This window comes from Pseudomonas sp. GW821-FHT02A08 (assembly GCF_059422045.1).
Genome location: NZ_JBWKWD010000065.1, coordinates 1 through 15,595, shown reverse-complemented (window position 1 = coordinate 15,595; position 15,595 = coordinate 1). Strand labels below are relative to the sequence as shown.

Below are 15,595 nucleotides of genomic sequence, written 5' to 3'. Positions count from 1 at the left end.
GCGGAGTGTCAGTCGACATTTTCATTGCCTGACACTCCGCATTCGCGAGCAAGCCCGCTCCCACAGGTACTGCTGATTACCGCAGCATCCCTGTAGAGGTTGCATCTACAGGGGATGGTACAGGCTTAGACACGTTCAAAAATCGCCGCAATGCCCTGGCCGCCACCGATGCACATGGTCACCAGTGCATAACGGCCGCCGGTGCGGTGCAGTTCGTGGATGGCCTTGGTGGCGATGATTGCGCCGGTCGCGCCCACCGGGTGGCCCAGGGCGATGCCCGAACCGTTCGGGTTTACCTTGGCCGGGTCGAGGTCCAGTTCCTGGCTGACGGCGCAGGCCTGGGCGGCGAAGGCGATGTTGGCTTCGATCACGTCCAGGTCGGCGACGGTCAGGCCGGCGCGCTTGAGCGCCAGGCGCGTGGCCGGGATCGGGCCCAGGCCCATGAACTCCGGCTCGACGCCGGCGTGGGCGTAGCTGACCAGGCGGGCGAGGGGTTTCAGGTTGTTGGCCTGGACCGCGTTGCCGCTGGCCATGACAAGCGCGGCGGCGCCGTCGTTGAGGCCCGAGGCGTTGCCGGCGGTGACCGAGCCGTCCTTCTTGAACGCCGGCTTCATGGCTGCCAGTTGTTCCAGGGACGTGGCGCGCGGGTGTTCGTCGACGCTGAACAGTTTGACGCCTTTGCGATCCTGGATTTCCACGGTCGCGATCTGCTCGCTGAAGTAGCCGTTGGCAATCGCGTGGGCCGCGCGTTTCTGGTCTTCCAGGGCCAGGGCGTCCTGCATTTCACGGGTGATGCCGTTGCGCGCAGCGACGTTCTCGGCGGTGATGCCCATGTGGATGCCATGGAAGGGGTCATGCAGGATGCCGAGCATGTAGTCGATGACCTGGGCGTTGCCCATGCGCGAACCCCAACGGGCGCTCGGCATCAGGTACGGGCCACGGCTCATGGATTCGGCACCGGCGCCGACGACGATATCGGCATCGCCCAGCATCAGGGTCTGGGCGGCGTTGATGATCGCTTGCAGGCCCGAACCGCAGAGGCGGTTGACGTTGTAGGCCGGGGTTTCCTTCGGAATGCCGGCGTTCATCGCCGCGACGCGGGAGATGTAGGCATCGCGGGTTTCGGTCGGGATCACGTTGCCCATCACCAGATGGCCAACGAGCGCCGGGTCCACGGCGGCTCGCTCCAGGGCGGCTTTCACGGCCGTGGTCGCGAGGTCGGCCAGTGGCACATCCTTGAGCGAACCACCGAACGTACCGATGGCGGTACGGGCGGCGCTGACGACGTAGATTTCTGGAGTGTTCATGGCTGGTTTCCTTTCGGTGGATTCTTATCTGTACTGCGATTGAGCAGGGCGTTCAAGGCGGTTTTCGCCTCGTCGGTATTCAGGCGCTGGATGAACAGCGTGTTTTCTTCGCGCAGGGTGGCTTCCAGTTCGGCCAGGGAGGCCTGTTTCATCAGCTGCCGGGACTGGCGCAAGGCTTGCTGGGGCATGGCCAAAAAGCGCTGGGCGGTTTTTGTCGCCGCCGCCAGGCATTGTTCGCCGTCATCGAAGGCTTCGTTGGCCAGGCCCCAGGCCACCGCTTCGTTGCCGTCAAGGCCATTGCCCAACAGGAGCAGGCTCGCGGCGCGGGCATGGCCGAGGCGGCGGGGCAGCAACAGGCTGGCGCCGAATTCGGGGCACAGGCCGATGTTGACGAACGGCATGCGCAGCTTGGCGTTGCGGGTGACCAGTACCTGATCGCAATGCAGCAGCAAGGTGGTGCCGATGCCGATGGCCGCCCCGCAGACTGCCGCGATCAGCGGTTTTTGCAGGCGCGTGACGACCTTCATCAAGTGGAACGCCGGAGCGTCCAGATGAGTGGGCGGATTCTGCAGGAAATCCACCAGGTCATTGCCGCTGGTAAAGCAGGTCGGGCCGCCTGTGATGATGATCACGCCGGTCTGCGCGTCTTCGTCGGCGGCCTGCAACAGGTCGGCCAGCTGCGTGTACATGGCGTTGTTCAGCGCATTGAGCTTGTCCGGGCGCTCGATGGTCAGCGTCAACACGCCGTCGTGTCGCTCGTGTTTGATCAGGTCGGTCATCGCAGGCTCTGCAGGGTCGGTTCAGGGCTGCCACTTTAAGCGCCGGACAAACTCCGGATCTATGGCAAAACGGGTCAACTGCACTGCCGCTTTTTGCCATGTCGGTGTGCCAAAAGCGACACACACCCATTCGGGGTATGGCCGCGCCCGGCGAATCGACCAATAGTGGGGGCATCCGCTCATCCAGAGCCGAACTCGCTATAAGGTGCATTTGCTATGGGCAAGACGCTGCTTAAGGTGATTTCCAGTCTGTTTGTTGTACCGCTGGCCTTTCATGCCCACGCCGCTCAAGTGGACGACGGCAATACGCTGCGGCTGTACAACTGGGCGGATTACATCGGTGAAAAAACCGTGGCCGACTTCGAAAAGGCCACCGGCATCAAGGTCATCTACGACACCTTCGATGCCTACGAAACGGTGCAGGCCAAATTGCTCACCGGCCACTCCGGCTATGACCTGATTGTGTTGAACGCGTCCCTGGCGCCACCGCTGATCAAGGCCAAGGTGTTCCAGCCGCTGGACAAGAAACAGCTGCCGGGCTGGGCCAACCTGGACCCGAAAGTCCTGGAGGATCTGCAAGGCTATGATCCAGGCACAACGTACTCGGCGCCGTATACCTGGGGCAGCAACGGTGTCACCTACAACGTCGACAAGATCAAGGAACGCATGCCGGACGCGCCGATCGGCTCGCTGGCGATGATCTTCGATCCGAAGATCGTCTCGCGCTTCGCCGATTGCGGCGTGACCCTGCTCGATGCCCCGACCGAAGTCATTCCCATGGCCCTGAAGTACCTGGGGCGTGATCCACGCAGCGCTACACCGGAAGATCTGAAAGCCGCCCAGGACTTGCTGCTGTCGGTGCGACCGTACATCCGCAAGTTCGACTCGGTCAATTACCTGACCAGCCTGCCCAACGGCGATGTGTGCATGGCCATGACCTGGTCCGGCGACTACGCCACCGCCATGGCCCGCGCCGCAGAAGCCAAGAAGAAGATCGACCTGGCCTACTTCATCCCCAAGGAAGGCTCGCTGATCTGGTTCGACAACATGTACATCCCGGCCGACGCGCCCCACGTCGCCAATGCCCACAAGTTTCTTGAGTACCTGATGCAGCCGCAGGTGATGGCGGATGTGAGCGACTTCATCAATTACGCCAACAGCAACGCCGCCGCCACGCCTTTGTTGAGCGCCGATGTACGCAACAACCCGGCGATTTACCCCGACGCGCAAACCCGCGAGCGGCTGTTTCCGCAGAAGACCCAGGACGCCAAGGACATGCGGGCGATTACCCGGGTCTGGAGCACCGTGAAAAGCGGCATCTGATTTGTTCGATCGTTAGTCATTTCGGTTAGAGGTTCATTTATGGCGACGCCAACACGCAGCGTTTTTTCCCCAGCGGACGAGTCCCGGCTGGTCAAGGCCGACAAGGCCCATCACATGCACGGCTATCACGTGTTCGACGAACACGCCGAGCAAGGCTCGTTGAACATCGTTGCCGGCGATGGCGCCTACATCTACGACACCCAGGGCAACCGCTTTCTCGATGCGGTGGGCGGCATGTGGTGCACCAACATTGGTTTGGGCCGTGAGGAAATGGCCGAGGCCATCGCCGATCAGGTACGGCAACTGGCCTATTCCAATCCGTTTTCCGACATGTCGAACAACGTGGCGATTCAGCTGTGCGAAAAACTCGCCAGCCTGGCCCCCGGCGATCTCGACCATGTGTTCCTGACCACCGGCGGCTCCACCGCCGTGGACACCGCCTACCGGTTGATCCAGTACTACCAGAACTGCCGTGGCAAACCCGAGAAGAAGCACGTCATTGCGCGGTTCAACGCCTACCACGGCTCCACCACCCTGACCATGTCGATCGGCAACAAGGCCGCCGACCGGGTGCCGGAGTTCGATTACGCCAACCCGCTGATCCACCACGTCTCCAATCCCAACCCGTACCGTGCCCCCGATGGCATGGACGAGGCGCAGTTCCTTGAGTTCCTGGTCCAGGAATTCGAAGACAAGATCCTCTCGATCGGCGCGGACAAGGTCGCCGGGTTCTTCGCCGAGCCGATCATGGGCTCGGGCGGGGTGATCATTCCGCCGCAGGGCTATCTCAAGCGCATGTGGGACATCTGTCAGCGCTACGACATCCTGTTCGTCGCCGACGAGGTGGTGACCTCGTTCGGGCGCCTGGGCAAGTTCTTTGCCTCCTATGATGTGTTCGACGTGCAGCCCGACATCATCACCACGGCCAAGGGCCTGACCTCGGCCTACTTGCCGCTGGGCGCGTGCATCTTTTCCGAGCGTATCTGGAAAGTCATCGCCGAGCCGGGCAAGGGCCGCTGCTTCACCCACGGTTTCACTTACAGCGGGCATCCGGTGTGCTGCACGGCGGCGCTGAAGAACATCGAAATCATCGAGCGGGAGAACCTGCTGGAGCATGTCGACACGGTGGGGGCTTATCTGGAAGAGCGCCTGGCCACCCTGCGGGACTTGCCGCTGGTGGGGGATGTGCGCTGCCAGAAACTCATGGCCTGCGTGGAGTTCGTCGCCGATAAACGCACCAAGGCGCTGTTCCCCGACGAGATCAACATCGGCGAGAAGATCCACGTGCGGGCCCAGGCCCGGGGGTTGCTGGTGCGGCCGATCATGCACCTCAACGTGATGTCGCCACCGTTGATCCTGACCTTTGCCCAGGTCGATGAAATCGTCGAGACCCTGCGCGAATGCATTCTGGAGGTGGCCGCCGAGCTTGAAGCGAGCGGACAGTACGCGGGCCAATGATTTCGTCAGTCAGGCTGTTACCAAGGGCTTGTCCAGCCGCTAGACTGCGGGGCATGAGCAAACCAGACGACGATACGCTGATCGCGGTGCCCTTCGGGGCATTGCACAAATGGCATGGGGGAATGCGCGAGGCATTCGCCCATGTCGATGAGCCTGACGCCTTGCAATACCTGGCGTCGGCGTTGGCGCAGCTGGTGTCCGTCGAGTCGATGATGATCAGCCTGGAGCGCAAAGACCGCGCGCCCCAGTTGCTGCATCAGCGCGGGATTGCCCAGGAGTATCAGGTCTCGATTCTTGAGCGCTATTTTACCGGGGGGTATTTGCTCGACCCGTTCTGCCTGGCGGTGGAACAGGGCTTGGCGCAAGGGTTCTATCACCTGGAGGAAATTGCGCCGGACAGTTTCTTCGACAGTGACTACTACAAATCCTATTACCTGAAGGCGGGCTGCTCGGAAGACAGCTACTACATCGTCGATACCGGCAATGACACGAAGATTTCCGTCAGCCTCTATCAGGGTTTCGGCGGTGAATGCCTGAGCGTCGAACAGCTGAATCTGCTGCGTGCCGTTGAGCCATTGGTGCGCGAGTTCATCAGTGAGTTCAGTCAGCGTGGATTGCTGCGCAGTGGCGAGATCCAGTGCGATAAAGACCAGGGCATGCGCGATGATCTCAAGCACCGGGTGCAGTCGGCGTTCGAGCATTTCGGCAGCGACTTGCTCACCGAGCGTGAGCGGCAAGTGGCGCATATGGTATTGCGCGGGCATTCGGTGAAATCCACGGCCAGCCAGATGAACATCTCGCCGGAAACCGTGCGCATGCACCGCAAGAACCTGTACCTGAAGCTGGAGGTGGGTTCGCAGTCGGAGTTGTTTGCGCTGTTTATCGAGTGGTTGCGTAAGCATTGAGAGGTGACCACAGACCTTTAGCCAGCAGAGATCAAATGTGGGAGCGGGCTTGCCCCGGGCGGCGCTCCGACGAAGAGGCCAGCACAGCCCACAGGGATTCCGGATGAGATTCAATCCTCGCGTTTGACCACCAACGTCAAAATGTCATAGCTCGCCACCAGCTCACCCAACTGGTTGGTCACTTCCACATCCCACGCCACCACCCCTTGCGGGATGCCCTGCGGGCTCTTCTTGCCCTGGTCGATCTTGCGTTTGCAGGTCAGGCGCGCCTGGATGGTGTCGCCGATGCCCACCGGGTTGATGAAGCGCAGGGTGTCCAGGCCGTAGTTGGCTAGCACCGGGCCGACGCCGGGGGATACGAACAACCCGGCCGCTGCCGACAGTACGAAATAACCGTGGGCGATGCGCTTGCCGAATTGCGATTCCTTGGCCGCGATCTCGTCGAAGTGCATGTAGAAGTGGTCGCCCGACAGGCAGCCGAAGTTCACCAGGTCCGCTTCGGTGACGGTGCGACGGTGAGTCAGCAGCGACTCGCCGATCTGCAGGTCCTGGAAATGGCGACGGAACGGGTGCACGTCAGTTTCGATGACCTTGGCGCCACGCACGTATTCGCCGGTGACCGCCGCCAGCATGGTCGGCGAACCTTGCACCGCAGCACGTTGCAGGTAGTGCTTCACCGCACGCAACCCACCGAGTTCTTCACCGCCACCGGCACGACCCGGGCCGCCGTGCTTGAGTTGTGGCAGCGGCGAGCCGTGGCCGGTGGATTCGCCAGCAGAGTGACGATCCAGTACCAGCAAACGGCCGTGCCAGGCAGCGGCGACCGGGATGGCCTTGGCTGCAATTTGCGGGTCCTTGGTTACCAGGCTGGCCACCAGGCTGCCTTTACCGCGTGCGGCCAGGGCCAGTGCTTCGTCGAGATCGTCGTAGGCCATCAGGGTGCTGACCGGGCCGAACGCTTCGATGTTGTGGGCACCACCTTCGGCGTGCGGGTCGCGGGCCTGCAACAGGGTCGGGGCAAAGAAGGCGCCTTTGTCGACGTTTTCACCGCGCGGTTCGAAACCGTCGCGGGCGCCGAACAGCATGTCGCTGCTCTGCAACAGGGCTTCCAGGCGCTCGGCCACGTCCTTCTGCTGATCGTGGGAAGCCAGTGCGCCCATGCGCACGCCTTCCACCGACGGGTCGCCGACCACCACTTTGGCCAGGCGATCGCGCAGGCGGGTAGCAACCGCGTCCATGTGTTTGGCCGGCACGATGGCGCGGCGGATGGCGGTGCATTTCTGCCCGGCCTTGGTGGTCATTTCCCGGGCGACTTCCTTGATGAACAGCTCGAATTCTTCGTCGTCCGGGGTCACGTCCGGGGCGAGAATGGCGCAGTTCAGCGAGTCGGCTTCGGCGGTGAACGGCACCGAGTTGCGGATCAGGTTCGGATTGACCCGCAGCTTGGCCGCCGTGTCGGCGGAACCGGTGAAGGTCACCACGTCCTGGCCCTGCAGGCGGTCGAGCAGGTCGCCGGTGCCGCCGATGATCAGTTGCAGGCTGCCCGCCGGCAGCAGGCCGGATTCATCCATCAGGCGCACCACGGCTTCGGTCAGGTAGCTGGTGGCGCTGGCCGGTTTGACGATGCACGGCATGCCGGCGAGGAAGCTCGGCGCGAACTTTTCCAGCATGCCCCAGATCGGGAAGTTGAACGCGTTGATGTGTACCGCCAGGCCACCGCGAGGCACCAGGATGTGCGTGCCGGCGAAGGTGCCCATTTTGCTCAGCTGCATCGCCGGGCCTTCGTGGACGATGTTGCCCGATGGCAGTTCGCGGGAGCCGAGGCTGGCGTAGGTGAACAGCGTGCTGTTGCCGCCTTCGATATCGATCCAGCTGTCGGCACGGGTCGCGCCGCTGTGGTGGGAAATCGCGTAGAGCTGTTCCTTGCGCTCGCTCAGGTACAGGGCCAGGGCCTTGAGACGCTGGGCGCGCTGCTGGAAGTCCAGCGCCATCAAGCCGCTGACGCCCTGGCGACGGCCGTGCTCGATGGCTTCGGCGAAGTCCGGGCGCTCCTCATGGGTGCGGGCGATTTCATGGCCGTCGATGGCGCTGCGCAGTACTTGTGCGCCCTGTTGGCCGATCCAGCGACCGGCGATGAAACTCTGCAGGGTAGGGGCATGCAGTGCAGGTGAAGAGGACATCACGATTGCTCCAGGTGATGAAGGGTTGTGGCGCGGCGGTGGCCGCGCCCTTTCGGAATTACCAAAGCGCCAGGGTGTAGCCGACGATCAAGCGGTTCTCATCGAGGTCGGTCGTCAAGCCATTGCCGGAACGGAAGGTCACGTTGCGCCAGCGCAGGCTGACGTTCTTGAGCACACCGCTCTGGATGACGTAGCTGATATCGGTGTCGCGCTCCCATTCGCTTCCGTTGTCGACGGTGCCGGCCTTGACGTGGCGACCATCGGTGTAGCGGGTCATGAAGGTCAGGCCGGGAATGCCTTGCGCCGCGAAGTCATAGTCGTAACGCAGCTGCCAGGAATCCTCCTCGGCACGGGTAAAGGTGTTGAAGGTCACCAGGTTGACCACGTACGGATCGCCGCCGTTGAGGAACGGAAAGGCGCTGACGCCGGACAGTTGCTGGTAAGCGGCACTGACCTTGTGGGCACCGTGGGACACCGTGAACATGCTGTTGAAGTTGCGGTTGTCGATACGCCCGGCCCGCTCGGCGCCGTCACCGCGACTGTCGAAGTAACGCAGGTCGCTGCGCAGGTTGAAACCGTTGCCCAGTGGTTGCGTATGCACCAGCCCGGCGAATTGCTGGCGATAGATCTGGTCGAGCTTGCCGTAGTAGTAGCTCAGGTTCAGTTGTGGACTGAACGCGTAGCTGCCGCCGCCGAAGTCGAAGCTATCGCTGGTGGCGGCGCCGAAACCGATGTCATCGTTGCTGGAGGAGTCCCGCAGGTTGGCCTTGGTCAGGCGCCCGGCATTGACCGTCAGGCCGTCGATTTCCTGGCTGGTCAACAGGCCACCTTCAAAGGTCGAACCCAGCAGGCGCGTGTCGTTGTAGGTCGCGACCGGCAACAAGGGTTGCAGAGTACCGAGCTTCAACACGCTTTTGGAGACCCGCACTTTGCCGGTCAGGCCCAGCTCGCTGTACTCGTCGTCGGGCTCATGGCTCTGCGGACCAAACGGTAGCAGTCCGGTGCCACGGCGGTCCGGGCTGGAGTCGAGCTTGAGCCCCAATTCGCCCAGTGCGTCGAGACCGAAGCCGAAGGTGCCGTCGGTGAACCCGGACTCGATGCGCGCAGTGAAGCCCTGGGCCCATTCTTCGGCCCTGGATTGCGGCGCGTTGTGCTGACGGAAATCGCGATTGATGTAGTGGTTGCGCATGTCAATACGGGCCTTGCTGTCGCCGATGAAGTCGGCCATGGCGCAAGGGGCGATCATGGGCAGACTCAATGCGGCGGCCAGCGAAAACAGTGATTCAAAAGACGTGGTACGTGCGGGTGTCATTATTTTTATTCCCTGCCAACTGTTCGGTCGTCGTTTAGTGTTTGCTGGCGCCGGTGGCACCGATGCCGGTCATCGAGCGGATGAACTGCGCCAGATAACGGCCACGCTCAAGGGCTGCACGGGGCGAGGTGTCGGTGACGGAAAACAGCCATGCACTGAAGAACGCCAGGCTCATGGAAAACAGCGCCGGGTTGGAATACGGGAACAGCGCCTTGTCGTGATGCATCACGTTGACCCACACCGCCGGGCTCAGCACCAGCAGGACAATTGCCGAGACCAGGCCGGACAGACTGCCGAGGACAGCGCCACGGGTGGTCAGGCCTTTCCAGTACATCGAGAGGAACAGCACCGGGAAATTCACCGACGCGGCGATGGCCAGCACCAGTCCCGAGAGGAAGGCGATGTTCTGCGACTCGAACAGCAGGCCGAGGATGATCGCCAGCACACCGATGCACAGGGTGGCGATTCGCGACACGCGCATCTCTTGTTGCTCGCTGGCCTGGCCCTTGCGCATCACGCAGGCATACAGGTCATGGGACACCGCCGAGGCGCCGGACAGCGCCAGCCCGGCAACCACCGCCAGGATGGTGGCGAAGGCGACCGCCGAGATGAAGCCGAGGAACAGGTTGCCGCCTACCGCGTGGGCCAGGTGCACGGCGACCATGTTGCCGCCGCCGATGATCGCGCCGCTGGCGTCACGGAAGGCCGGATCGGTGCCGACCATGACGATGGCGCCGAAGCCGACGATGATCAGCAGCAAGTAGAAGTAGCCGATGAAACCGGTGGCGTAGAACACGCTTTTACGCGCTTCCTTGGCATCGCTGACGGTGAAGAAACGCATCAGGATGTGCGGCAGGCCGGCGGTGCCGAACATCATGCCCAGCCCTAGGGAAATCGCGTCGATCGGGTTGGACAGCAAGCCGCCGGGGGCCATGATCGCGTTGCCCTTGGCATGCACGGCGGTGGCACCGGCAAACATCGCTTCAGTGCTGAAGCCGAAGTGCTTGAGCACCATGAACGCCATGAAACTGGTGCCGAACAACAGCATCACCGCCTTGATGATCTGCACCCAGGTGGTGGCGAGCATGCCGCCGAAGGTCACGTAGAACACCATCAACACGCCGACCAGCATCACTGCATAGAGGTAGTCGATGCCGAACAACAGTTCGATCAGCTTGCCGGCACCGACCATCTGCGCCACCAGGTACATCAGGGCCACTGTCAGGGTGCCGAAGGCCGAGGTCAGGCGCACCGGGGTCTGTTCCAGGCGATAGGACACCACGTCGGCAAAGGTGTATTTGCCGAGGTTGCGCAGGCGTTCGGCAATCAGGAACAGGATGATCGGCCAACCGGCCAGAACGCCCAGGGCGTAGAGTAAACCGTCGTAGCCATTGAGGAACATCATCGCCGAGATGCCGAGGAACGAGGCGGCCGAGATCATGTCGCCGGCAATCGCCAGACCGTTCTGGAAACCGGTCATGCCGCCGCCAGCGGTATAAAAGTCGCTGGTGGAGCGGGTGCGAAGTGCCGCCCAGCGCGTCACGCCAAGTGTGAACAGCACGAACACCAGGAACATGCCAATGGCGTTCCAGTTCAGTGGGCGGGAGACGCCATCGGCGGCCACAGCCAAATCAGTGACCACCGCCAGCGGCAGCAGGAACAAGGCAAGAAGGCGGCTCATCGGGCGCACTCCTGCTTGAGTTTTTCATTCAAAGGATCGATCACGTTGTTGGCGCGATAGACATAGAAACCGGTCAGCGCGAAGGCCAGCCCGACGATCACGACACCCACCAGCATGCCCACGGTGGTCACGCCGCCGCTCAGGGATTGGCCGAGGGTAGAGGGGGAGAAAGCCACCAGCAGCACGAAGCCGTAATAGATCACCAACATGGCCAGGCTCAGTGACCAGTACAGCTTCTGTTTGCGACGAACCAGCTGGATGAAATCCGGGTGCTGGCCGATGAGTTCTATGTCTTGCGGGCTCATGGTGACTCTCCTTTGTTGTTTTTGTTGTGGGGTGAAACGGGGGATTCGGGTGGATCACCGAAACTGTGGGAGCGGGCTTGCCCGCGATGAGGCCATCACATTCAACATCGCTGGTGACTGAACTACCGCTATCGCGGGCAAGTCGAATCGTCGCACCGCCGCTCCCACAGGTTTTGTGGTTGTTCCTGAAAACGGGATATCAAAGCTGATCGAAATCCAGCACCACCTTGTTGCTGATCGGGAAGGCCTGGCACGACAGCACGTAACCGGCGGCCACTTCGTAGTCTTCCAGGGCGTGGTTGCTGTCCATTTCCACTTCACCCTCGATGACCTTGCATTTGCAGGTCGAGCACACGCCGGCCTTGCACGAGTAGGGCAGCTCCGCACCTTGCTCGTTACCCGCATCGAGGATGCTCTGGCTGTTGCGCGGCAGGTCGAAGGCCAGGGCGCGACCGTCGCTGATCACGGTGATCTGGCTGACCGCCGCATCCACTTGACGGGCGGCTTCACGGGCGGCGCGTTTTTGCTCGCTGCCGGCGGCGGCGAACAGTTCGAAATGGATCCGCTCAGGTTGCATGCCCTTGGACTTGAGACTGTCGCGCACGGTCTCGGTCATCTCCTGCGGGCCGCAGATGAACGCGGCGTCGAGGGCCTTGACGTCGAGCCAGCGGCTGAACAGTTGCTCGCACTTGTCGGCGTTGATCCGGCCGTTGTACAGGTCGACGTCCTGCTGCTCGCGGCTGAACACGAAGATCAGGTTCAGACGTTGCAGGTAGCGGTTCTTCAGGTCTTCCAGTTGCTCGCGGAACAGTGCGCCGGAGCTGGAGCGGTTGCCGTACAGCAGGGTGACGCGGCTGTGGGGCTCGGTTTGCAGGGTGGACTTGATGATCGACAGGATCGGCGTGATGCCGCTGCCGGCCGCCACGGCCAGGTAGTTGCCATGGCGCGCCGGGTCGAGCTCGACGCAGAAGTGCCCGGCCGGCGGCATCACTTCCAAAGTGTGCCCGGCTTTCAGCTGTTCGTTGGCAAACGCCGAGAAGCGTCCGCCGGTAACACGCTTGACGGCGATGCGCAGCTCACCGTCGTTAACCCCGGTGCAGATCGAATAGGAACGACGTACTTCTTCGCCGTCCAGCTGGGTGCGCATCACCAGGTGCTGGCCCTGGGTGAAATGAAAGCTGTCTTGCAGGTGCTGCGGAATCTCGAAGGCGATGGACACCGCGTCACGGGTCTCGGCGCGCACGTCCTTGATGGTCAGGCTGTGAAATTTGCTCATTGTTGTTCTCCAGCTGGGACGGCCGATTCGCCGCTCAGATGCACTTGAAATAGTCGAACGGTTCCCGGCAATCGACGCAGCGGTACAGGGCCTTGCAGGCGGTGGAGCCGAACTCGCTGAGGACCTCGGTGTGGGTGCTGCCGCATTGCGGGCACACGACCTGCGGGCTTTCGCCGAGCAGGCTACGTTTGCTGGTGCTGCCCTCGGGCGGTGCGATGCCGTAGGCGTGCAGGCGTTCGCGACCGCTGTCGCTGATCCAGTCGGTGGTCCAGGCCGGGGTCAATTTGCGCTCCAATTGCGGCGCCTTGAATCCGGCCAGTTCCAGGGCCTCGCGAATATCGCTCTCGATCACTTCGGTGGCCGGGCAGCCGGAGTAGGTCGGCGTGACCACCACGTGAAGGTGACCGGCCTGCCAGTCCAGGTCGCGGACGATGCCCAGGTCGACCACGCTGACCACCGGCACTTCCGGGTCCATGACCTCTGCCAGAATCGCCCACGCGACAGCCAGGTCGGTCGGCCCCGCCGGCCGTGCGCCGAGGTCGCTGGCGATCAGCTCACCAGGTTGCATCGGGGTACGCTCGTGGCAGGCACTGCATTTCGGCCAGCAGGATCCCTAAGTGTTCTGTGTGCAGGCCCTTGCGTGCATTCAGGTAGAAGTAGTTCGGCGCCGCGGGAACGGGCAGGGTGGCGCTGGTGAAAATCTGCTCGACCCTGGCCTGCCACTGGGCGGCCACGTTGGCGATGTCCGGGGTGATGCCGGCTTCGCACAGGCGCTGTTCGCTGTCATCGGCGGCGATCAGTTCGACGGTGAAGCGCCAGACTTCAGGGATGGCCGCGAGCATGCGCTTGTGGCTTTCCTCGGTACCGTCACCCATACGCTCGATCCACTCGCCGGAGCGGCGCAGGTGGTAGGTCACTTCCTTCACCGCCTTGGCGGCGATCCCCGCAATGCGTTGGTCGCTGGACTGGCTCAGGCCCTGCAGCACCGGCAGATGCCAGGCGTCAAAGAGGAACTGCTTGAGCATGGTCACCGCGAAGTCGCCGTTGGGTTGTTCCACCAGCAGCAGGTTGCGGTATGCGCGCTCGTCACGGCGGAACGCCAGGTGATCGGCGTCGCGGCCGTCGTCCAGCAGTTCAGCGGCGTATTCCAGCCAGTTGCGCGCCTGACCCACCAGGTCGAGGCCGACGTTCATCAGCGCCAGCTCTTCTTCCAGCGCCGGGGCCTTGCCACACCATTGGCACAGGCGCTGGCCCTGGATCAGGGCGCTGTCGCCGAGGCGCAGCAGGTATTCGATCAGATCAGTCTTGTTGTCCATGGTCGACCTCACATGTGCCCGACTTCGGCCGGCAGCTCGTAGAAGCTGGCGTGGCGGTAGACCTTGTCGTCCGATGGATCGAACAACGGGTCTTTTTCATCCGGCGACGAAGCGGTGATCAATGCCGAAGGCACCACCCACAGGCTCACGCCTTCGCTGCGACGGGTGTAGAGCTCGCGCGCGTTCTCGATGGCCATGGTGGTGTCGGCGGCATGCACGCTGCCGACGTGCTTGTGGTTGAGGCCGTGCTTGCTGCGCACGAAGACTTCGAAGAGGGTCCACTCGGACATGACATTCACTCCAGATCATTGCTTCTGTAGGAGCTGCCGCAGGCTGCGATCTTTTAGCGGCTTTGGAGTCGCTGAAGATCAAGATCAAAAGATCGCAGCCTTCGGCAGCTCCTACAGGGGGGCGGTTTGACTTACGCGGCGTTCTTGTTTTGTTTTTTGCGGGCATGGGCGACGGCGGCTTCACGGACCCAGGCACCGTCTTCCATCGCCTTGCGGCGGGTGGCGACGCGTTCCTGGTTGCACGGGCCGTTGCCCTTGAGCACTTCGTAGAATTCGTTCCACTGGATTTCGCCGAAATCGTAGTGACCGCGCTCAGCGTTCCACTTCAGGTCCGGGTCAGGGCAGGTGCAGCCCAGCAATTCCAGTTGCGGGATGGTCTGGTCGATGAAGCGCTGACGCAGCTCGTCGTTGCTCTGGCGCTTGATTTTCCAGGCCATGGACTGGGCGCTGTTCGGCGAGTGTTCGTCGCTCGGGCCAAACATCATCAACGACGGCCACCACAGGCGGTTGATCGCGTCCTGGACCATGTCTTTTTGCGCCTGGTTACCGTGGCGCATCATGGTCAGGAGGATTTCGTAGCCCTGGCGCTGGTGGAAGCTCTCTTCCTTGCAGATGCGGATCATCGCCCGGGAATACGGGCCGTAGGAGGTGCGCTGCAGCACCACCTGGTTGACGATCGCCGCGCCATCGACCAGCCAGCCCACCGCGCCCATGTCGGCCCAGTTCAGCGTCGGGTAATTGAAGATGCTCGAGTACTTGGCCTTGCCGTTGTGCAGTTTGTCGATCTCTTCATCGCGGTCGGCGCCCAGGGTTTCCATGGCGCTGTACAGGTACAGGCCGTGGCCGGCTTCGTCCTGGATCTTGGCCATCAGTTGCAGTTTGCGTTTGAGCGACGGCGCGCGGGTGACCCAGTTGCCTTCGGGAAGCATGCCGACGATTTCGGAGTGGGCGTGCTGGGAAATCTGTCGGATCAGGGTCTGGCGGTAGGCATCTGGCATCCAGTTCTTGGCTTCGATCTTTATTTCTGAATCGATTTTTTCCTGGAAGGCGCGTTCCTGGTCGGACATTTCCGAGAGGTCCTTGATGCGCTTTACGCCTGTTTCTACTAGCTGTGCGTACATTTTTGAGTTCCCGCCTTGAATCTGTTCTGGGGCATAGGGACTTTATAAGCGATACAGAATTTAATATCAAACACAAAATGACGTGTCGTATTTGTTTTTTGTATCGCTTTGAAGGAAGGTTGTTCTTTGAGGAAGGGGCATATCCGTTTTTGAGATAGTGGCGGCTGGCGGTTTCGCCCTTACGGCGAGTCCCTTTTGTCAAACGCCCGGAGTGCCGGCCCAGCCAAAAGGAACCAAAAAGTCTTGCCCCTTACGTACGGCCCCTCGCTCAGCCTGCCGAGGGGGCGGGTGGATCAAGATCAAGAGCGGCAGGCGAGCTAACGCTCGGCCTGATGAGTGGTG

14 protein-coding genes are annotated in these 15,595 nt (G+C 62.1%); 3 read left to right on the top strand and 11 right to left on the bottom strand.

Going from position 1 to position 15,595, the window contains the following annotated elements:
* Positions 1-125: 125 nt before the first annotated feature.
* Both AC07W4_RS27150 and AC07W4_RS27145 read right to left on the bottom strand, forming a co-directional pair.
* Positions 126-1,307 (bottom strand): acetyl-CoA C-acyltransferase family protein, encoded by a 1,182-nt coding sequence (locus tag AC07W4_RS27150; RefSeq protein ID WP_008049801.1) that lies wholly within the window; start codon positions 1,305-1,307, stop codon positions 126-128.
* Positions 1,304-2,086, bottom strand: a complete 783-nt coding sequence (locus AC07W4_RS27145) for an enoyl-CoA hydratase-related protein (RefSeq protein WP_495034641.1) — start codon at positions 2,084-2,086, stop codon at positions 1,304-1,306. The genes AC07W4_RS27150 and AC07W4_RS27145 overlap by 4 nt, the downstream gene beginning before the upstream one ends.
* A gap of 216 nt (positions 2,087-2,302) precedes the next feature.
* Here AC07W4_RS27145 and AC07W4_RS27140 point away from each other — a divergent pair, with 216 nt between their 5' ends.
* Genes AC07W4_RS27140 through AC07W4_RS27130 form a run of 3 tightly spaced genes read left to right on the top strand, consistent with a single transcriptional unit; the run spans position 2,303 to position 5,772 of the window.
* Complete coding sequence (locus AC07W4_RS27140; protein WP_495034640.1) at positions 2,303-3,409, top strand: polyamine ABC transporter substrate-binding protein; 1,107 nt, start codon at positions 2,303-2,305, stop codon at positions 3,407-3,409.
* A gap of 39 nt (positions 3,410-3,448) precedes the next feature.
* Positions 3,449-4,867 carry an aminotransferase gene (locus AC07W4_RS27135; RefSeq protein WP_495034639.1) on the top strand — a complete coding sequence of 473 codons (1,419 nt, stop codon included), beginning with the start codon at positions 3,449-3,451 and terminating at the stop codon, positions 4,865-4,867.
* Positions 4,864-5,772 (top strand): helix-turn-helix domain-containing protein, encoded by a 909-nt coding sequence (locus tag AC07W4_RS27130; RefSeq protein ID WP_495034638.1) that lies wholly within the window; start codon positions 4,864-4,866, stop codon positions 5,770-5,772. The genes AC07W4_RS27135 and AC07W4_RS27130 overlap by 4 nt, the downstream gene beginning before the upstream one ends.
* A gap of 110 nt (positions 5,773-5,882) precedes the next feature.
* Here AC07W4_RS27130 and paaZ read toward each other — a convergent pair whose 3' ends face one another.
* The 9 genes from paaZ to paaA form a co-directional block, all read right to left on the bottom strand.
* Positions 5,883-7,952 (bottom strand): phenylacetic acid degradation bifunctional protein PaaZ, encoded by a 2,070-nt coding sequence (paaZ, locus tag AC07W4_RS27125; RefSeq protein ID WP_495034637.1) that lies wholly within the window; start codon positions 7,950-7,952, stop codon positions 5,883-5,885.
* 58 nt (positions 7,953-8,010) lie between these two features.
* Positions 8,011-9,264: an OprD family porin gene (locus AC07W4_RS27120; protein WP_495034636.1), complete on the bottom strand. Its 1,254-nt coding sequence runs from the start codon at positions 9,262-9,264 to the stop codon at positions 8,011-8,013.
* 34 nt (positions 9,265-9,298) lie between these two features.
* Positions 9,299-10,945 (bottom strand): cation acetate symporter, encoded by a 1,647-nt coding sequence (locus AC07W4_RS27115; RefSeq protein WP_495034635.1) that lies wholly within the window; start codon positions 10,943-10,945, stop codon positions 9,299-9,301.
* Positions 10,942-11,250: a DUF485 domain-containing protein gene (locus tag AC07W4_RS27110; protein WP_057397526.1), complete on the bottom strand. Its 309-nt coding sequence runs from the start codon at positions 11,248-11,250 to the stop codon at positions 10,942-10,944. The genes AC07W4_RS27115 and AC07W4_RS27110 overlap by 4 nt, the downstream gene beginning before the upstream one ends.
* 199 nt (positions 11,251-11,449) lie before the next feature.
* Complete coding sequence (paaE, locus tag AC07W4_RS27105; RefSeq protein ID WP_495034634.1) at positions 11,450-12,526, bottom strand: 1,2-phenylacetyl-CoA epoxidase subunit PaaE; 1,077 nt, start codon at positions 12,524-12,526, stop codon at positions 11,450-11,452.
* A gap of 34 nt (positions 12,527-12,560) precedes the next feature.
* Positions 12,561-13,094 carry a 1,2-phenylacetyl-CoA epoxidase subunit PaaD gene (gene paaD / locus AC07W4_RS27100; protein WP_495034633.1) on the bottom strand — a complete coding sequence of 178 codons (534 nt, stop codon included), beginning with the start codon at positions 13,092-13,094 and terminating at the stop codon, positions 12,561-12,563.
* Positions 13,081-13,842, bottom strand: coding sequence for a 1,2-phenylacetyl-CoA epoxidase subunit PaaC (paaC, locus tag AC07W4_RS27095; protein ID WP_495034632.1), 762 nt, complete (start codon positions 13,840-13,842; stop codon positions 13,081-13,083). The genes paaD and paaC overlap by 14 nt, the downstream gene beginning before the upstream one ends.
* 8 nt (positions 13,843-13,850) lie before the next feature.
* Positions 13,851-14,132, bottom strand: coding sequence for a 1,2-phenylacetyl-CoA epoxidase subunit PaaB (gene paaB, locus AC07W4_RS27090; protein WP_007943393.1), 282 nt, complete (start codon positions 14,130-14,132; stop codon positions 13,851-13,853).
* Positions 14,133-14,263: 131 nt separating this feature from the next.
* On the bottom strand, positions 14,264-15,253 hold the full coding sequence (gene paaA / locus AC07W4_RS27085) for a 1,2-phenylacetyl-CoA epoxidase subunit PaaA (RefSeq protein ID WP_495034631.1): 990 nt from the start codon (positions 15,251-15,253) through the stop codon (positions 14,264-14,266).
* Positions 15,254-15,595 lie beyond the last annotated feature (342 nt).